The 18,012-nt window shown below is 46.9% G+C and carries 17 protein-coding genes and 1 rRNA gene; 14 read left to right on the top strand and 4 right to left on the bottom strand.

The features are described from left to right. Window positions 1-3: 3 nt before the first annotated feature. From FKV70_RS23260 to manZ, 4 genes are read left to right on the top strand one after another with little or no spacing between them, the layout of a single operon-like run. Complete coding sequence (locus FKV70_RS23260; protein WP_013369099.1) at window positions 4-423, top strand: PTS sugar transporter subunit IIA; 420 nt, start codon at window positions 4-6, stop codon at window positions 421-423. Between the two features lie 2 nt (window positions 424-425). Next, window positions 426-914 carry a mannose/fructose/sorbose PTS transporter subunit IIB gene (locus tag FKV70_RS23265; protein ID WP_142614712.1) on the top strand — a complete coding sequence of 163 codons (489 nt, stop codon included), beginning with the start codon at window positions 426-428 and terminating at the stop codon, window positions 912-914. Between the two features lie 31 nt (window positions 915-945). Further along, window positions 946-1,716, top strand: coding sequence for a PTS mannose/fructose/sorbose transporter subunit IIC (locus FKV70_RS23270; protein WP_063213883.1), 771 nt, complete (start codon window positions 946-948; stop codon window positions 1,714-1,716). An 11-nt stretch (window positions 1,717-1,727) separates the two neighbouring features. After that, on the top strand, window positions 1,728-2,570 hold the full coding sequence (gene manZ, locus FKV70_RS23275) for a PTS mannose transporter subunit IID (protein WP_269203258.1): 843 nt from the start codon (window positions 1,728-1,730) through the stop codon (window positions 2,568-2,570). A gap of 514 nt (window positions 2,571-3,084) precedes the next feature. Here the strand turns inward: manZ and FKV70_RS23280 are convergent. Next, entirely contained in the window at window positions 3,085-4,887 is a 1,803-nt protein-coding gene (locus tag FKV70_RS23280) for an alpha-glycosidase (protein ID WP_142614713.1), read from the bottom strand. A gap of 146 nt (window positions 4,888-5,033) precedes the next feature. On the opposite strand from FKV70_RS23280, the gene FKV70_RS23285 reads away from it, so the two are divergent. From FKV70_RS23285 to FKV70_RS23305, 5 genes are read left to right on the top strand one after another with little or no spacing between them, the layout of a single operon-like run. Further along, window positions 5,034-5,708: a response regulator transcription factor gene (locus FKV70_RS23285; protein WP_063213886.1), complete on the top strand. Its 675-nt coding sequence runs from the start codon at window positions 5,034-5,036 to the stop codon at window positions 5,706-5,708. Next, entirely contained in the window at window positions 5,708-7,138 is a 1,431-nt protein-coding gene (locus tag FKV70_RS23290) for a sensor histidine kinase (protein WP_142614714.1), read from the top strand. Before FKV70_RS23285 ends, FKV70_RS23290 begins: the two co-directional genes overlap by 1 nt. A 59-nt stretch (window positions 7,139-7,197) precedes the next feature. Continuing rightward, complete coding sequence (locus tag FKV70_RS23295) at window positions 7,198-8,115, top strand: ABC transporter ATP-binding protein (RefSeq protein ID WP_142614715.1); 918 nt, start codon at window positions 7,198-7,200, stop codon at window positions 8,113-8,115. Further along, window positions 8,112-8,828, top strand: a complete 717-nt coding sequence (locus FKV70_RS23300; protein ID WP_142614716.1) for an ABC transporter permease — start codon at window positions 8,112-8,114, stop codon at window positions 8,826-8,828. The genes FKV70_RS23295 and FKV70_RS23300 overlap by 4 nt, the downstream gene beginning before the upstream one ends. Next, the gene (locus FKV70_RS23305) at window positions 8,828-9,556 is read left to right on the top strand and encodes an ABC transporter permease (RefSeq protein WP_063213890.1); all 729 of its coding nucleotides are present in this window, start codon (window positions 8,828-8,830) and stop codon (window positions 9,554-9,556) included. The genes FKV70_RS23300 and FKV70_RS23305 overlap by 1 nt, the downstream gene beginning before the upstream one ends. Before the next feature lie 106 nt (window positions 9,557-9,662). Here the strand turns inward: FKV70_RS23305 and FKV70_RS23310 are convergent, their stop codons facing one another. Continuing rightward, the gene (locus tag FKV70_RS23310; protein ID WP_142614717.1) at window positions 9,663-10,619 is read right to left on the bottom strand and encodes an L-lactate dehydrogenase; all 957 of its coding nucleotides are present in this window, start codon (window positions 10,617-10,619) and stop codon (window positions 9,663-9,665) included. Window positions 10,620-11,154: 535 nt separating this feature from the next. Here FKV70_RS23310 and FKV70_RS23315 point away from each other — a divergent pair. The 3 genes from FKV70_RS23315 to FKV70_RS26295 all read left to right on the top strand — a co-directional run bounded on the left by FKV70_RS23315 (window position 11,155) and on the right by FKV70_RS26295 (window position 13,136). Next, window positions 11,155-11,970: a MerR family transcriptional regulator gene (locus tag FKV70_RS23315; protein ID WP_142614718.1), complete on the top strand. Its 816-nt coding sequence runs from the start codon at window positions 11,155-11,157 to the stop codon at window positions 11,968-11,970. 359 nt (window positions 11,971-12,329) lie between these two features. Next, window positions 12,330-12,911, top strand: a complete 582-nt coding sequence (locus tag FKV70_RS23320; protein WP_063213893.1) for an RNA 2'-phosphotransferase — start codon at window positions 12,330-12,332, stop codon at window positions 12,909-12,911. 114 nt (window positions 12,912-13,025) lie between these two features. Further along, window positions 13,026-13,136, top strand: a complete 111-nt coding sequence (locus FKV70_RS26295; RefSeq protein ID WP_208738441.1) for a YjcZ family sporulation protein — start codon at window positions 13,026-13,028, stop codon at window positions 13,134-13,136. Between the two features lie 213 nt (window positions 13,137-13,349). Here FKV70_RS26295 and gntK read toward each other — a convergent pair whose 3' ends face one another. Further along, complete coding sequence (gntK, locus tag FKV70_RS23325; RefSeq protein WP_142614719.1) at window positions 13,350-14,897, bottom strand: gluconokinase; 1,548 nt, start codon at window positions 14,895-14,897, stop codon at window positions 13,350-13,352. Between the two features lie 258 nt (window positions 14,898-15,155). Continuing rightward, the gene (locus FKV70_RS23330) at window positions 15,156-15,845 is read right to left on the bottom strand and encodes a GntR family transcriptional regulator (RefSeq protein WP_063213895.1); all 690 of its coding nucleotides are present in this window, start codon (window positions 15,843-15,845) and stop codon (window positions 15,156-15,158) included. A gap of 191 nt (window positions 15,846-16,036) precedes the next feature. Between FKV70_RS23330 and map the strand changes: the two genes are divergently transcribed. Continuing rightward, window positions 16,037-16,783, top strand: a complete 747-nt coding sequence (gene map, locus FKV70_RS23335; protein WP_013369117.1) for a type I methionyl aminopeptidase — start codon at window positions 16,037-16,039, stop codon at window positions 16,781-16,783. A 761-nt stretch (window positions 16,784-17,544) separates the two neighbouring features. Then, window positions 17,545-18,012, top strand: a 16S ribosomal RNA gene (locus FKV70_RS23340); the annotation flags it as partial.

The raw sequence follows: 18,012 nt of genomic DNA on the forward strand, positions 1-18,012 counted from the left end.
CAAATGATAGGTGTTATTGTTGGCACTCATGGAAAATTTTCCGAAGAGATCCTAAGATCCACGGAAATGATTTTCGGCCATCTGGAAAATGTGGTGGGTGTAACGTTTGAGCCAGGTGAAAGTGTTAACGGACTTGTTGAGAAGTACAAAGCGGCCTTGGAAACAATTGATTGGACGGACGGATTGATTTTTCTCGTCGATTTGTTTGGTGGCAGCCCCTATAATGCGGCCAGTAGGATTGTGGCCAGGTATGAAAAAATGGACATTGTAACAGGGGTAAACCTGCCAATGATCGTAGACCTGCTGACCAATAGAGGGCTGGAGAACGTGGAGAATCTAAGTGATCTGGCCATCCGTGCGGGTCAGGATTCAATGAAGTCTTTTCGTGTCATCCGGGACATACAAACAGAGGAGGAATTATAGGTATGGAAATATCATTTGTTCGTATTGATGACCGTCTGATTCATGGTCAGGTAGCTACGGTGTGGGTGAAGGAAACGAAGTGTAACAAAATTATCGCCGTCAGCAATGAGGTCGCTGCGGATACGCTGCGCAAAACCTTATTGTTACAGGTGGCGCCGCCAGGAATTAAAGCTTATGTGGTCACGATTGCGAAAGCGATTGAAGCTTATAACAATCCTAAATATAACGATTTCAAGACCTTGTTCCTGTTTACCAATCCCACGGATGTACTGCAGGTTGTAGAAGGTGGGGTACCGTTTACATCGGTAAATGTAGGTGGAATGTGCTTCAAAGAAGGCAAAACACAAATTACCGGAGCAGTGTCCGTAGACAAGCAGGATGTAGAGGCATTTTATAAATTGCACGAAAAGGGGATAGAACTGGAGATTAGAAAAGTGGCCAGTGATCCTAAAATTAATTTGATTAACAAGCTCCAAAATGTCCAGTTTTAACAACACGTACGCATAAGAGAGGGGGTCAAACATGAGTGTTTTTGAAATCGTAATGGTCACGCTGGTTGCAGCCATTTGCGGAATGGGCAGTGTTTTGGATGAAGGACAGACTCATCGTCCTATAATTGCGTGTACACTGATCGGTCTGGTCCTGGGAGATCTCAAAACCGGTATCATTCTAGGCGGTACGCTGGAATTGATGGCTTTGGGCTGGATGAATGTCGGGGCGTCCATGGCTCCGGATGCGGCTTTGGCCAGTGTAGTCTCAACCATATTGGTTATTGTCGGGCACCAATCGATCGGTGCCGGAATTGCCGTTGCGATTCCGATTGCGGCTGGCGGACAAGTGTTAACCATTTTTGTTAGAACGATCACCGTGTTCTTTCAGCACCTGGCAGATAAATATGCCGAATCTTCAAATTTCAAAGGAATTGAATTATGTCACTTCATAGCCCTCCTTCTTCAGGGATTACGTGTCGCTTTGCCTGCCGTATTGGTGGCTATTGCTGCAGAAACCGGTCTGGTTACGACTTTGCTGGATGCCATCCCGGAGGTCATTACAAAAGGGCTGCAAATTGCAGGGGGATTCATCGTCGTTGTAGGGTATGCCATGGTTATTAACATGATGGCAGCCAAATATCTGATGCCTTTCTTTTTCTTGGGCTTTGTCATCGCGGCATTTACAAGCATCAATCTGGTTGGCTTTGGAATCATGGGGGCGGTTCTGGCTCTGCTGTATATCCAGCTCAATCCCAAGTATAGCCAGCGCAAAGATCAAGTGGGTGAAATTGAAGAGCTCTAAAGAAATTCTTAATGAAAGAGTGGGGTACTATGGAAGAAAAAAAGTTGACCAAAAGCGATTTAAACAAAATGTTTTTCCGTTCATGGTTCCTGCTGGGCTCGTTTAACTTTGAGCGTATGCAGTCGATTGGTTTTTGTGTTACCTTGATTCCGGCAATCAAGCGGCTATACAGCAAGAAGGAAGACCAAAAAGAAGCACTAAAGCGGCATCTGGAGTTTTTTAATACGCAACCATTTATCTCTGCACCGATTATGGGGGTAACGGCCGCTATGGAGGAGCAGAAAGCCAATGGACAGCCGATTGATAATGCTACCATAAGTGGCGTGAAAGTTGGTTTAATGGGACCTTTGGCTGGAGTAGGGGACCCTATTTTCTGGGGAACATTACGCCCCGTTCTGGCTGCATTAGGAGCTTCCATTGCGTTGTCCGGAAGCGTTATCGGGCCTGTCCTATTCTTCTTGCTTTTTAATGTTATTCGCTTGGCCACTAAGTGGTACGGACTGAAATACGGTTACCAAAAAGGGACGGAGATTGTGTCCGACATGTCCGGAAACCGGCTGCAAAAGCTTACGGAATCGGCCTCCATCCTGGGACTTTTTGTTATGGGCGCCCTCGTATCCAAATGGACTACTCTGAATATACCACTCGAAGTTTCCCGATATACCCGTTCGGATGGGGTAGAAGTTGTTACGACGATACAGATGATTCTGGATCAATTGATACCTGGTCTGTTACCTCTCTTGCTGACTTTTTTATGCATGAGACTGCTCAAAAAGAAAGTGAATGCTATAGCTCTGATTTTTGCTTTATTCGCAATAGGAATTATTGGATACGCTCTTGGTGTACTGGCTTAAGCCAATTTATAAAGTGATCCGGTCAAGCAGCCGTCTCTGACCGGCAACCTGCTTTAACTTGTAAACGCTTTAAATTTTACGGAGCTCGGGTACTAACAGCCTCTTTCTCTATGATCTGATATTCGCCGAGACCTGTTTTCTTCAGCGGCATATGCATATAGCATATCTCTCCACAGTTAGGTCATATTGAGAGGTTTATGAAGCCACGAAGACTTAAGGAGGCCACTGCATTGGGAAAAAGGAGACGAACTGGCTTTAAGGGCAAAAGAATTAGGGTGGACGTTAGACAATCTTTTTCAGCTCAAACAGGGCAAGGCGGCAACCCCATTTCTATCAATGCTTCGGACGTTGGGGTAGTAAGAACAGATGTCCAAAATAAATAATCAGATTGTATAAAAAGCTATATCCTCAACGTAAAAAGATCGCCAGGAATAAGTTATCTTACATGTTCCCGGCGATCTTGCTTTTTTCTACAGTCGGCAGGTACTTTCACTAGCATCCGCGTCTACATAGCCTATGCCTTGCTTTGCGTCTTGTCGTCGACTTCTTTTGCAGAGTTGACTGATCGCACAGGCGTTGCCTTCAGCACAGCATATCCGTAAGGCGGAAGCTCGGCATGCAGCCCCTTCGGTCCTACGGACCACTGGCTTTCGCCAAAGGCTACCTCCCATTCCTGCTCTGAAATAGACAATTCAAAAGTGTGATCCTCATCGGAACGGTTGAATAGCACAAGCAGCACTTCTTCGTCGCTGCGGCGCTCGTAGGCGAGTGAAGCGCTCTCCGGCTGTGCCTCCAGGAAAGTGATGCTTCCTTGATCACGAAGGACAGGGTGTGCCTTGCGAAGAGCGATCAGCTTACGATAAAAGTGGAACAACTCGTGGTCCTGCTTATCGGTGTCCCACTCCATGCACTGGCGGCAGCCTGGATCGGCATCCCCATCCAGGCCAATCTCATCGCCGTAAAAAATGCAGGGCGCGCCCATATATGTGAACTGGAACAAAGCAGCCAGCCGCATCAGTCGCTTGTCGCCCCCGCACAGTGTCAGCAAGCGCGGTGTATCATGGCTATCCAGCAGATTGAAGGCAACCTCGGCTGCCTGCAGCGGATAGCGGGCAAGCTGTCGCCCAATGGCAAAGGCGAAGCTCTGGGCATCGGTCACTTTTTTGACGAAAAAATCATTCACCGCATAGGTGAACGGATAATTCATCGTCGCGTCAAACTGGTCACCCTGAAGCCATTCTGACGATTCGTTCCACATTTCGCCCAAAATGTACGCCTCTGGATTGGCCTGCTTGACCGTCGTGCGGAATTCTCGCCAAAAGGCGTGATCCACTTCGTCAGACACATCCAGTCGCCAACCGTCGATGCCGATCTCTTCGATCCAATGCTTTGCCACATTCAGCAGGTACTTTTTTACCTCAGGATGTTCTGTGTTCAGCTTGGGCATCATCGGTTCCAGCCCGAATGTATCATAGGTCGGTGTCCCATCGTTCACTTCCAGTGGAAAGCTATGTACATGGAACCAGTCCCTATAAGGTGAGGCCTCACCTTTTTCCAGTACGTCAACGAATGGCTTAAAAGTACGCCCCGAATGGTTGAACACTGCATCCAGCAGCACCCGGATTCCTCGGTCATGGCAGGTCTTCACCAGTTTTTTTAATGTTTCCTTGTCCCCAAAGTGTGGATCTACCTCCATGTAATCCTCGGTATCATATTTATGATTGGTTGTCGCCTTGAAGACAGGAGTCATATAAATAGCGTTGATTCCCAACTCGCTCAGATGATCCAGATGGTCCAGAATCCCTTGTAAATCACCACCAAAAAAATTGTCTTTTTGCGGTGTGCCACCCCAAGCCTCAGCACCTTTCGGGCTAATAGAGGGGTTGCCGTTGGCAAACCGTTCCGGGAAAATCTGATAAAATACAGCATCTTTGACCCATGCGGGAGGCATTAAGATATCAATCGGATTCAAAAATGGATATTGGAACAGCTTGTCTGCATTTTGAGGCTCTTGAGTGGTAAAGTCGTCCTCGTTCATCCAAATTCGCTCCTCGCCATCTTCCAGCAAAAATCCATATTTCAGGCGGCGATGAGTTGGTTTTACGACGCATTCATAGTAATCAAATCTGTCATCGGTAGCGAATTTGGACATCGAAATGAGCTGTCGAGTGCGGTCCCAGTCGTACTTATCTACGGCTAGGGCGTAAACAGTGGTCACATCATTTTTCTTTGTACGAAGCCGTAAAAATATCGTCTCATCATCATAACCAAAAGCCCAATTACGTTTCGGGTGGTGGTAAATCGCTTCCAGCAGCATCAGATAGGCCTCCTTTTATGTGCATCAAATTGAAATTGTGAAGCGTATGTCGTATAAGGTAGTTATTAACCTTTTTAAGTGGGTTATGTACCATAAATGCTATAATGCCCATTACATAAAAGAAAAACGATAAGTAGGTGTCTAGGATGAAAACAAATGTGCTCTACATCGAGGATGACCAAGATATTGGTGCTTGGACACATCAGTATTTGGAAGAGCGGAATTACGCTATAACCTGGCTTCGCAGCGGGGAGGGGGCTGTGGAAGCTGCTCATACGTGCCAGCTCGTGATTCTGGACGTGATGTTACCCGGTCTGGACGGATTTACCATTGGGAAGAGGCTCAAGAAGGAATACCCAGAGCTTCCCATTCTTATGTTGTCTGCCCGTACGTCCATTGACGACAAACTGCAAGGGCTGGATTTCGCAGACGATTATGTGACAAAGCCCTTTCACCCCGATGAACTCATAGCACGTATGGAGATTTTGCTGCGGCGATCAGGAAGCGCTCCGGAAGAATCATTGCAATTGGGGCATCTGTCTGTGTTTCCTCCAGATAACCGTATTGTAAATCGTGATACCGGGGAGGAAATTACGCTAACAGGCAAGCAATATCATATTTTTGCTTATTTGCTACGGCATTTGGGCCAGATTATGACGAAGGAACAAATGTATGAGGCGGTATGGGGAGATCCATATATCGACGGAGACAAAACCTTAATGGTCCACATCCGGCACTTGCGGGAAAAGCTGGAGATTGATCCTGCGGCACCTCGTATCATTGAGACGATCCGCGGTGTAGGTTATCGGGTGAAAGCATAATGAGCGGTATGCGTAAGAGGTGGGTAAGGTTGCATCGCAACTCCCGTTCAGGTCAGAAGGGGCGGTTTCGTAATTCACTGTTGTTCCGCTATCTGGTCATTATTGTGTTTGCTATGATGCTGTTGCCCATTGTATTGCCTGTTACAACCTTGATATATAGCATACTGTTGAATTTGCAGACAGATGTCAAGCCCAAGAATCCTTACTATCCCTCTACGACCCAAACTGAACATAGCTGGCACCGAGAAGCTATCGCCTTGAAGGGAGCTAGTCCAGAGCAAGTTTCAGCCCGTCTGCGCAAAATACAGCAGGATATGTTCCCGGATTCACAAATATTTTGGGTCGATACCGCAGGGTTAACCAAATTAGAGCTGCCAACCCAACCTAACCTTCCAAAACAATGGAGCGCGGCGCAGGCTATAGCTTTTATGAAACAAGCCAGCTCTGAGGGGCCGTTTACGGTGGTGGCCTTTATTGGTGGGGGCAAGGATGATGTGAACCAGGGCTATATGGTATTAAAAGTGCCCCGTTCGTTTTTCGAACATCCGACTAGTGACAACGGCATGTTGATGTATTATCTCCTTTTTATTCTATTGGTTTTGGGAGCTTTTATATTCGTATCCCTTCTGTTTTTTGGAGGCATTCGGCGGAGGTTGTTGCAACTTCAAGCCGCCATGTCGCAGCGAGGAGAGGATGGAATGCCCATCCTTGTTGCCACTGGACGTCCGGATGAAATCGGCAAACTGGAGGAGGCGTTTAATCGGATGGTTGAGCAGTTGGCAGAAAGTCGAGGACGTGAGCGTCAGGAGGAAGAGCTGCGGAAAAGACTGGTCGCCGATCTATCACACGATATTCGAACGCCGCTTACAGTTGTGCGTAGCCATCTGTATACCCTGGATGCGGAAAATCTCAGCAGTAGAGGGAAGCAGTCGGTTACATTGATGGAAAATAAGTTAAAGGACCTTGGGAGTCTGATCGACAATTTGCTGACCTATAATCTCCTATCCAGTGGCAAATACACCATGAATAACGAACCGCGTGATATTTTGCGGCTGGTGCGTGAGTGTGCGGCCAGCTGGTACCCGGTGTGGGAAAAAGAAGGCTTTGAAGTGGATATCGATTTGCCCGAGCATAGTCTGGTGTGGAATGTCGATGAGCAAGGCTTCCGCCGTCTGCTGGACAATCTCTTTCAAAATGTAGTTCGTCATGCTGCCTCAGGCCGATATATTGGTATTCAAGTTCAGAAGGATAACGGGAGAGAGGCATTGGTCATTGCGGATAAAGGCCCGGGAATGGAACAGCAATCCAGTGAAAAAGGAGCTGGAATTGGCTTGGCAATTACAGAACTATTGGCCCGCGAAATGAATTTAGAGAGGGAGATTCTCAGTTCATCAGCCGGGACACGAATCCGTTTTTTAAACAAAACTTAAACTCAAAGTTCCCTTGGCTTTAAACTTGGCACGTTACGATAGGTGTCGAGGTGAGGAACTTGAACGAATTAATCATTGAAACGAACGGTCTCAGCAAAATATACAAAGGCCGCGCTGCGGTTAATCAGCTGGACCTGAAAATAGCGCGGGGAGATATTTACGGATTTCTTGGACCCAATGGAGCAGGGAAAACGACAACGATCCGCATGCTGCTCGGGCTTATCCGTCCAACCCGAGGAACGATCCGTATATTCGGCAAGGATATTCGCAGACATAGACTCGATATTTTGCGTAAAGTCGGTTCATTGGTAGAGTATCCTTCGTATTATGGTCATTTGAACGCCATCGAAAATCTGGAGGCTATTCGTCGTATTTTGAATGTGCCTAAAGATAACATTACAGAAGTATTGGAGGTCGTTCGGCTGACCAAGCACGCCAAACGCCCGGTAAAAGGCTACTCGCTGGGAATGAAGCAGAGACTTGGTATTGCAGCTGCCCTGCTCGGTAATCCCGAAATGCTTATTTTGGACGAGCCAACGAATGGTTTGGACCCCGAGGGCATTCAGGAAATGCGCGAATTGATCCAGGCGATGCCTAAGCAGCGGGGAATCACTGTGCTGGTATCCAGTCATCTGCTAAGCGAGGTAGAGCATATGGCGAATACCGTCGGCATTATTCGTGAAGGACAACTGGTCTTCCAAAATACGATTCACAATCTCCGCCAGGAGTCCGCAGGGGGGATTCGGATTGTGGTATCGGAGCCGGAAGCAGCCCAATTGATTGCACGTGAACAGGGCTACCATTCAGTGAAGGACGGGGCAGCACTGAATTTTGACAACATGAATGATGCCGCTGTTGCGCTGCTGGTCAGAAGATTGGTCGAAAACACACATGCTGTATATCGTGTGGAGGAACGCCGCAAATCGCTGGAGGATATGTTCATGCAGGTGGTAGGCAAAGGAGGGGGCTCCCTATGATGCTGCGAGCGCTGACAGCGGATCTGCTCAAAGCACGCAGAAAGGGAATCTGGTTCCTGGTGTTCCTTGGTCCTCTTGGACTGGTGGCCATGCAGGGACTGAACTTTGGGCTCCGCTATGACTATCTGATTCCGCGATACAAGGGCCGCTTATGGGAAAGCTTGATGGATAACATCGCGCTGTTTGTTCCCCTTGCGCTGGTGCTAGGAGCCACGATGGTTGCTTCCATGTTGGCGAATGTGGAGCATACCTCTAACTCCTGGAAACAGCTGCTGGCTTTACCTATTTCCAAGTCCAGTGTTTATATGGCAAAGCTAACCCTGGCCATTGGAATGCTGTGCGTGTCCTGTCTACTCTTGACGGTAGGGACTTGGACCTTGGGGATGCTTCTTGGCTTTGGGGGAGAGACCGTGCCGATTGGGGAGCTACTGCGGCTCGGATTTTGGCCTTTGGGTGGCACGCTGCCTATACTCGTATTGTTGTTGTGGCTAACGGTCACGTTCCATAATCAAGCGCTGCCTGTAACACTGGGCATTACGTTAGGCGTTGGCAGCTTGTTTGCTTCCCAACTGTCGGAATGGTTTCCGCTGGCTTGGCCGCAATTCGCCTGGGTTGCGCCACAAGCATGGATATTCGCGTCCATCGGATGCGCAACAGGTATAATTCTCAGCCTGCTGACCGCAGCTCATTTTAGCCGAAAGGATGTGGCGTAATGTTCGGAAGATACGTACGGCTACTTTCTGTCGAACGCATGAAAATGGCAAAATCGCCCGTCTGGCTGCTTGCGCTCGTCAGTCCAGCAATTGCCGTACTGATTGGTTTGCTGGCCAATCCAGGAGGAAACTGGCTGTTGCTGTTGGCGGCCATGCTTACAATACATGCAATGCTGTTTCTGCCGATGCTGACCGCTGTGTATGGGTCTCTTGTCTGTCGTTTTGAGCATGGGGGCGGCGGCTGGAAGCAGCTGATGTCGTTGCCGTTATCCCGCACGGGTCTGTACGCAGCCAAGCTGACCATCATTATGGCTATGGTCGGTTTAACCCAGCTCCTGTTCGGAGTAGCGCTGCTGGGTGTTGGAGCTGCACAGGGGATGAACGGACCGATTCCTTGGGCCGTAATCGCCCAAAGCCTGCTTGCAGGCTGGGTTGCATGTTTGCCGCTGGCTGCCCTGCAACTGATGGTGTCCTTTTTGTGGTCCAGCTTTGCTGCACCACTTGCTTTGAATTTCGTCTTCACCGTGCCCAATATGCTGGTCGCCAACTCTCAGACCTATGGTCCGTACTATCCATGGACCCAGCCTCTATTGGCGATGATGCCGAGTGGGGGGGACAACTTCGGGGCGTTCATGGTGCCAACGGATACACTCTTGACGGTGGTACTGGGTAGCTTTGTCGTGTTTGGGTTGGCCGGCCTGACGTTATTTCGTTATAAAGAGATATAAAATGAAATGTAGGAACTGCAAAAAGCTCCTTACCCTAAATGAGGGTAAAGAGCTTTTTTTGCTGTACTACAGGTTCGTGTTTTGAATTAGGGTACTTGCTATTGGATTATACTAAGTCTGAAATGGCGCGAATATTTTCGCTGATCAGGCGGCAAGAGGCGTCGAACTTGGCTAGTTCTTCTGGATTTAGCTCAAGCTCGATAATCTCCTGAATTCCTCTACTGCCGATGATTGCTGGAACGCCTGTACAGACATCCGTGTGTCCGTACTCGCCATCCAATACCGCAGAGATGGCTATAATTTTACCATCGTCATTCAAGATGGAACGGGTAATGTACGCTAGCGCATTGGCAATACCGAAATAAGTGGCACCTTTGCGGGTGAAAATCTCCCAACCGGCATTCCTTGTTTTACGGGCGATGTCATCCAGATCAACATGCCTGAATCGTTCTTTATGCTGACGCAAAATGTGCAAGAGCGGCTTGCCGCCAATCGTGACGTGTGACCAGGCCACGAATTGGGATTCGCCATGCTCGCCCAAGGCATACCCCTGTACACTGCGTGGATCAATGGAAAATACCTCAGAAAGCAGCGTCTTGAGCCGGGATGAGTCAATAGAGGTGCCCGTACCAATCACCTTATTGCGTGGCAGACCGGAAATACTCTGCACAAGGTAAGTGACAATGTCGACAGGATTAGCGGCGATAACGAAAATACCGTCGAAACCGCCCTCCATAATAGCTGTCACAATCTCTCTGGTGATACGCACGGCGTCGTCCAATACAGATAGGCGGTCTTGACCCGGTTTAGGGTTGGATCCAGCTGTTATAATCACAACATCCATATCCGTACAGTCTGCATATGTGCCTGCACGGACCTTGGTGCGTGTAGATGTAAAATCCATACAATGAGACAGATCCAGTGCGTGGGCCAAAGCTCGATCATACGTGCGGTCAATCATCATGATTTCATCACAAATGGACTGATTGACCATTGAGTAGGCACAGCTCGAACCGACCATTCCCGCGCCGACAATCGCTACTTTCCTTGCCTTCCCCTTCATTTATGTTTCCTCCTCGTTCCAGCGAACGTTAATATGCTACAAATTATGCCTGAAATCCATTTTACGTTACATAACATAACATATTGCTGATCTTTTGAAAATATCCATTTTTTTGTCTTCATTCCGATAAATTAAAAACGAACGGAGAATAAGGGGAGTAATTTAGGATGAATAAAAAGAAATAGCGTGAATTATCCATATTTTTATTGGAAGACAAGATATAATGTATTCATTTATTTATAAGTTATTTTTGTATGAATTATAACATGTACTATATCCATGGAAGAAATGTTGCCATGAGAGTATTAGAAGTATGACATTTATGTGACGTTCTTAAAGAGCCTCGTGTGTATATAGTGGAGAGTCATTCTCAGCGATGTCGCTTCTTGTACGTTTTTAAATTATTCGTTTATGACAAAGGTTCTTAGCAGTCTGCAATATTAGAACTATTTTGCCAAAGGATTTCCAATGGTTTCCGCGAATCCTACATATACAAGCTTTTTCTTTCCATACCATCCGGGGAGGTAATGATTAAATGGAAGAAAGCAAGTCGACGACGGAAGCAGCAAAGCAACTGGGAATCGGGGCAAGTACCCTTCGTAAATATGCAGCGGCGCTGGAGGAACAGGGGTATGTGTTTCAGCGTTCCGCTAATCAGTCTAGAATGTTCAGTGCTGAGGATGTTGAGTGCTTGAAGGTGATGCGAAGGGCGTTGCGTGAGCAGCATATGACGATGGAGCAATCAGTTCAGATGGTACTTGAGAGAATAACCGCTCCCTTCCAACAGGAGGATGAAGAATTCCGCTTGCCACCCGTCTCGGATGCTGAGTCACTGACCGCAACCTGGCAAGAAATAATGGCGGCGGCTGAGGGCCGAGAAGAGATGACCATTCAGACGGAAGCTGCTGCTACGGTTGAACTGACAGCGTTAGAAGATGAAATGAGTGTTCAGGAATTGCCGGAGGAACCCATGCAACCGCAGGGGCAGTTTCAGGCTTTGACACCAGCCATTGAATATAGATTGACGCAAACATCTGTACCCGAACAAACGCAGGAGTCCGTAGAGCAACCAGAGCTGGCGCAGATGCAGGATATGGTGCAAACCGCTTTATTAGAAATGCGGAGCCGTTTGGAAGAACTGGAAGCAGAGCATAGCCGTTTGGTGGAGAAAAATGTTAGCTTATCTAACCAGCTGGAGGACCATAAACGTTGGATGAAAGAGAGGGTCGAAGAAGAAAGGGATCGACAGTTAATTACCAATTTACGTACCTACCAGGGCCGACAACGTAAATCGCGCAGTTCGCTGCTGTCCTGGCTCGGTCTGACACCGCGTAGCCGTAGAGAGGCATAACGATCATTATTTTGTCTAAAAGACCATCAGCCCTTTTTGGTTCTGATGGTCTTTTAGCGTATTGTGTTTGTTCGCTTTGAGGCACGAGGCGTTGGGGTCTGACTTACTTCGAAGATTAATAATTCCTGATTTGATATGGAAAAGTATAAAGAAGAGATAAGAGGAATCCTTAATTTTATGTAGAAGTATCTTTTAAATCTACAAGGTTCAATGGTGTATTCTTCGAAATCACAGTAAAAAACAATCAGAAGCGGTCGTTCAGAATTATCAAGTCATGACGGGAATGTATTTAACATCATTTAGAAGAAAACATTCAAATAAAAAGATGAAACTCTTTTGTTAAAGGCAGGAGAAATTCGATGAAGAAACAAACGGAAGATATGAAGCTAAGTAAAATAATGAGCAAAATGCTGCGACACAAGCCTGAGGAATCCGGGCTTAAGTTAGACATTACAGATGGCTCCTGTACTGTAGAACACTTACTTCAAATCATTCAAAGCTTGCCAGGCTGGTCAGGTGTAAAACAGACTGATATTGAGCGGATCGTGCGCAATTCAGATAAGCAGCGTTTTGAAATCCATAACGGTAGAATCAGAGCTAGATATGGACATAGCTATCAAAAGATAGAGTATACTCCCGGGAATCCACCAGATGTACTATACCATGGTACGAATAAGCAAGCATTGCCATTTATTATGGCAGATGGTTTAGATCCTGTGGGGAGACAGTATGTACATTTATCTGAAAGCACTAACTTTGCAGCATTGGCAGGGAGCCGAAGAGGTGAATTGGTCATGCTCAAGGTAAACACGATTAAAGCAAGAGAAGAGGGGATCGCCTTTTATTATGCAGGGCATGAAGTATGGCTAGCCGAGTGGATTCCTTGGGAATTGTGCAGTATTGATGATGAGGAAAGCAACAGTGGAGAGGTTAATACATAATGCTAGTCCCCAAAATAAACAGGCATTCGCCGCAAAAATGGGGGAATGCCCCCTTACACATTAGACCAGGTCTACATACAATGATTCTGTAAATGAGCGAAAGGAGTGCTGCACATGAGTGGCGTAGGCGGTTGGGGTCACGGTATGGGAGCCTGGACATCTGTAGGAGCGATTCTGGTACTATTTATATTGCTGGTGATTATCTCCAAAACCCTGTTTCTATAATTTCGGTCATAGCCGATTTCCTGTGAAATACACTGATGTTGCTCTACATGACGAAGGGCGCACAATAATAAAGCGAAGACCCTGATGAGATGGGTCTTCGCTTTATAAGTTTAAGGAGCCTATGGCTTCGCTGCTTGGTTTACATTATATTTCGTCACTGTTTTCTGTGGTGTGGATAGGAATTGGTGTAATGACGATGTTTATTCTTGTAACTCAAGACTGTAGGGACTTGGCCTGAAATTCTGCAATATCCTTGAACTCTTCTTCAAATTTACGCGAAATACGAATATAGATCGGCAGTAAATCGCGATAGATATCTACATGCTCTGGCGCAGGTTTATGCTGATGAGTGGTGCCGATCATACCAGATACTGCATCTAGCGAGTCAATTCGCCCCAACGCATACAAGCCTAGAATAGCTGCGCCCAGGCATGAGCTTTCCAGACTTTCTGGAATAATGACTTCTTGATCAAAAATATCCGCCATGAGCTGCCTCCATAGCTCGGAGCGTGCAAACCCACCCGTGGCGTGAATGACTGACGGTCTGTCGATGACCTCCTCCATGGCGAGCATGACTGTGTATAGATTGAACAGTACGCCCTCCAGTGCGGCACGAATCATATGCTCTTTTTTGTGGCGGAGGGACAGGCCGAAAAAGGAGCCGCGCGCATTAGGGTCCCACAGAGGAGCGCGTTCGCCGGATAAATACGGAAGGAAAAGCAGACCGTCCGAGCCGGGACGCACCTGTTCCGCGATTTGGGTCAGTACATGATACGGATCAATTCCTAAGCGTTTGGCAGTTTCCACCTCAGAGGCTGCAAATTCATCCCGTATCCAGCGGAACACGATACCGCCATTGTTTACCGGGCCGCCGATAACCCACAGCTTTTCGGTCAGGGCGTAACAGAAAAAGCGCCCTTTATCATCGGTGAGAGGCTTATCAACTACAGTCCGGATGGCTCCGCTGGTGCCGATGGTAACAGCGACAACTCCAGGTTTGATCGCATTCACACCGAGGTTGGACAAGACACCGTCGCTGGCTCCAATCACAAAAGGGGTCGTCTCCAACAAGCCCATGTCATGTGCATAGGTCGCATCCAGTCCTTTCAGTACATGAGTTGTCGGTACCAGCTCAGACAGTTGCTCCTTCCTCACCCCTGCAATGGTGAGCGCTTCCTCGTCCCAATCTAGCTGTTTCAAATTCATGAGTCCGGTAGCGGAGGCGATCGAATGGTCCACCACATATTGGTGGAATAAACGGGCAAAGACGTATTCTTTTATAGAAATAAATTTGTACGTCTCGGCTGCAACATCCGGTAAATTCCGTGTAATCCACATCAATTTCGTCAGTGGTGACATAGGATGAATGGGTGTTCCAGTGCGTAAATAAATATCGTGTCCGTTGTATTTATGCTTGAGCGCTTCAGCCCATTTGGCACTACGGTTATCTGCCCAAGTGATGGAGGCAGTCAGTGGCTTACCGTTCTTGTCCACCGCCAGAACGCTGTGCATAGCCGAACTGAAGGAGACGAACAGTACATGTTCGGCGGGTACTCCGCTTTGTGTCATGACCTCTTGCACTGTCGTTACGACAGCTTTAAAAATATCTTCAGGGTCCTGTTCTGCCGCATCCGGCTCAGGTGTATGGAGTGGATATCCCACATGATGCTGCGCAGCAATATTGCCGCTTTCTTCGAAAAGCACTGCCTTGGTACTGGTCGTGCCGATATCGACGCCGATCATATATCGGGTGTTGGTCATGTTCAATCTCCCCCTCACTTACCTTATTAGCTATTATCGTTAAATTAACACATTCAGCAGCATAATCAAACCGAATGCGATCAGGGAGAGGATGGTTCATAACATTCAAAAGAATGAAGGCAATAATATGTATAGATAAATGTATACTTGTCGACAATCTAGTCTAAAAAGAGAACCGCGTCAGTTGGAGTGCGCATGGGACTGGCCCCATAAAGGACGCGATACATTTGGCCTTTGTCAGGTATGTTCCGGCTAGGATCATGTCTTTCTATAGGAGGATAATACGCTATCGTTAACAGCGTTGCGAGTGTCCCGGTAATGTTCCTCAATGAGTCGGGATAACTCTTGATCATTCCCTTGTTTCAAAGCATTTGCGAAGGTGCGGTGCTTGTGAATCGTGACTTGAGATTCTTCGATGTTGGACGCAAATCGTTGTTCTGTCGCAGCCAGCATAACCGTCAGGATCAACTGTCTCATGCCATTCCAGGTATGGAGAATACGGGTATGGCCTGCTTCCAGAACCAGAGCTTCATGAAAATTAAAATCTTGAAGAGAAAACTCAGCGATATCCTTGTGCTTGAGAGCGACTTCCATTTTGTCGATCATCTGATTTAAAGTGGTTACCAATATGGTGTTATCCTTATGTACATACCTTTGAACAACAAAATGCTCGATCAGCATTCGTACGTCGAATAGCTCCTCCATATCAGCGGGTGTCATGCCGATCACAACCGCCCCCATACGCTCCAAGCGGATAAGTCCTTCGCCCGAGAGTACTTTCATGGCTTCACGCACAGGAGAACGACTGGTACCAAAATCAGCAGCAATCTGATTTTCAGATAGAACAGTGCCGGGCGTCTGCACACCGCGTATAATCTGAAGCCGTAGCTCACAAGTAATCCTTTCTCCGAGTGATGCTCCCTGTAACCAGGTTGTTGGATATTTCATAGAATACTCCTATCCTGCAAATAATTTTGCATACTTGTATACAAATTATGGAGTATTATATAACCCGTTTAGGCCCTTGTAAACGGTATCAATTGACATCGGTTCCATTTCACTGCTTTTAGCGTTACAATAGAAGCAGAAAAAGAAACAGTGAAAAGTGGAACGAACACGGATAAGAAGGAGAACGTTTAATGATTATCATTAAAACCAAAGAACAAATTGAAAATATGAAAAAAGCTGGCGAAATTTTGGCTGCCTGCCACCGGGAAATTGCTAAAATGATTAAACCAGGTATTACGACACTGGAAATTGACGCCTTTGCGGAATCATTTATGAAGAAGCATGGTGCAACACCGGAGCAAAAGGGCTACAACGGCTACCAGTTTGCAACTTGTGGTTCACCTAATGATGTAATTTGCCACGGTTTTCCGAACAAAACACCGTTGAAGGACGGCGACATCGTGACGATCGACATGGTTGTGAACTTGAATGGCTGGCTGGCAGATTCTGCTTGGTCGTATGCGGTAGGGAATGTGTCTGAGCAGGCACAAAAGCTGTTGGACGTTACCAAAGAGTCTTTGTATAAAGGAATTGAGCAAGCCGTTGTTGGTAATCGGATCGGCGATATTTCCCATGCAATCCAAACTTACGCGGAAGCCGAAGGGTTCTCAGTCGTACGCGAATTTATTGGGCATGGCATTGGGGAAGAAATGCATGAGCAACCGCAGGTTCCGCATTACGGACCTCCACACCGTGGACCACGCTTGAAAGAGGGTATGGTCATTACAATTGAGCCGATGCTCAACACAGGCACATACCGCAGTAAAATTGATGCGGACGGCTGGACCGCACGTACGTTGGACGGCGGTTTGTCGGCACAATATGAGCATACGTTGGCAATTACAGCAGACGGTCCAATTATTTTGACGCAGCAATAAAAGCAGCATCCAATAGTAGTTTACAGATGAGCAAATAAAGAGAGTTAGGCATATTACAGAAAAAGGGGTGTCCAGAGGGGCAACCCCTTTTTGTTACGTTCATTCTATAAAAGAATTTTCTGGTGCTGATCCTCCGCCATTTTTAAACAATTGCTGGATTTTACTTTTCGTGCTCCAAAACACATGAAGGTTTTCGTGGTATTCAAAAACAAGGTCATTTTCTGACTCAGTTATGGTGCTTACTCTAAAGCAACGCCTACATTATTGATCGCCCACTCTAGACGTCCGCAATGTCATCAAGCCACTAAGCATGAAAAGCATTTTTTAGATGCAATAGATCTGTTTAAATACTCGTGTGAATTATAATGAAGAAAAACAAATTCGTTGATGTACATATATAGTAGAACCGGTATTTGCAAATCGATTATTTATTATTAATTGGGATTATTTTCATGTTGTAATCAACAAAACAAAATGGTATATTAATTGAGCTGACAACAAAACAGCCGTTTCACAAGATGGTAAATAGGGTGAGATAATCTTTGTAAGAAAGAAGAAAAAATAACCCTTGCATTTTTGAAACGAACATGATATGATCTTATAGCTGCTGAAAAACGCGGCGAAGAAGAAAGTTTGATCTTTGAAAACTGAACAACGAGTGAGTAAACTGATTTTGTTCGCAAAATCAAACATGAGATATTTTATCTCGTCAGTTTCAAATGAGCTAATCGCTCTTTTAATAAACCAGCTTCGGTTGGTCTTTAATGGAGAGTTTGATCCTGGCTCAGGACGAACGCTGGCGGCGTGCCTAATACATGCAAGTCGAGCGGGGTTACTTAGAAGCTTGCTTCTAAGTAACCTAGCGGCGGACGGGTGAGTAACACGTAGGCAACCTGCCCACAAGACTGGGATAACTACCGGAAACGGTAGCTAATACCCGATACATCCTTTTCCTGCATGGGAGAAGGAGGAAAGACGGAGCAATCTGTCACTTGTGGATGGGCCTGCGGCGCATTAGCTAGTTGGTGGGGTAAAGGCCTACCAAGGCGACGATGCGTAGCCGACCTGAGAGGGTGATCGGCCACACTGGGACTGAGACACGGCCCAGACTCCTACGGGAGGCAGCAGTAGGGAATCTTCCGCAATGGGCGAAAGCCTGACGGAGCAACGCCGCGTGAGTGATGAAGGTTTTCGGATCGTAAAGCTCTGTTGCCAGGGAAGAACGTCTT

The sequence above is a fragment of the Paenibacillus ottowii genome (assembly GCF_006874425.1).
Lineage (GTDB): Bacteria > Bacillota > Bacilli > Paenibacillales > Paenibacillaceae > Paenibacillus > Paenibacillus ottowii.

Coding starts and splice junctions, on each gene's coding strand:
- manZ (WP_269203258.1), top strand. CDS start 1,728: ATGAAAGAGTGGGGTACTATGGAAGAAAAAAAGTTGACCAAAAGCGAT.
- FKV70_RS23285 (WP_063213886.1), top strand. CDS start 5,034: ATGAAAACAAATGTGCTCTACATCGAGGATGACCAAGATATTGGTGCT.
- FKV70_RS23280 (WP_142614713.1), bottom strand. CDS start 4,887: ATGCTGCTGGAAGCGATTTACCACCACCCGAAACGTAATTGGGCTTTT.
- map (WP_013369117.1), top strand. CDS start 16,037: ATGATTATCATTAAAACCAAAGAACAAATTGAAAATATGAAAAAAGCT.
- FKV70_RS23315 (WP_142614718.1), top strand. CDS start 11,155: ATGGAAGAAAGCAAGTCGACGACGGAAGCAGCAAAGCAACTGGGAATC.
- FKV70_RS23310 (WP_142614717.1), bottom strand. CDS start 10,619: ATGAAGGGGAAGGCAAGGAAAGTAGCGATTGTCGGCGCGGGAATGGTC.
- FKV70_RS26295 (WP_208738441.1), top strand. CDS start 13,026: ATGAGTGGCGTAGGCGGTTGGGGTCACGGTATGGGAGCCTGGACATCT.
- FKV70_RS23305 (WP_063213890.1), top strand. CDS start 8,828: ATGTTCGGAAGATACGTACGGCTACTTTCTGTCGAACGCATGAAAATG.
- FKV70_RS23320 (WP_063213893.1), top strand. CDS start 12,330: ATGAAGAAACAAACGGAAGATATGAAGCTAAGTAAAATAATGAGCAAA.
- FKV70_RS23300 (WP_142614716.1), top strand. CDS start 8,112: ATGATGCTGCGAGCGCTGACAGCGGATCTGCTCAAAGCACGCAGAAAG.
- FKV70_RS23265 (WP_142614712.1), top strand. CDS start 426: ATGGAAATATCATTTGTTCGTATTGATGACCGTCTGATTCATGGTCAG.
- FKV70_RS23260 (WP_013369099.1), top strand. CDS start 4: ATGATAGGTGTTATTGTTGGCACTCATGGAAAATTTTCCGAAGAGATC.
- FKV70_RS23330 (WP_063213895.1), bottom strand. CDS start 15,845: ATGAAATATCCAACAACCTGGTTACAGGGAGCATCACTCGGAGAAAGG.
- FKV70_RS23290 (WP_142614714.1), top strand. CDS start 5,708: ATGAGCGGTATGCGTAAGAGGTGGGTAAGGTTGCATCGCAACTCCCGT.
- gntK (WP_142614719.1), bottom strand. CDS start 14,897: ATGACCAACACCCGATATATGATCGGCGTCGATATCGGCACGACCAGT.
- FKV70_RS23270 (WP_063213883.1), top strand. CDS start 946: ATGAGTGTTTTTGAAATCGTAATGGTCACGCTGGTTGCAGCCATTTGC.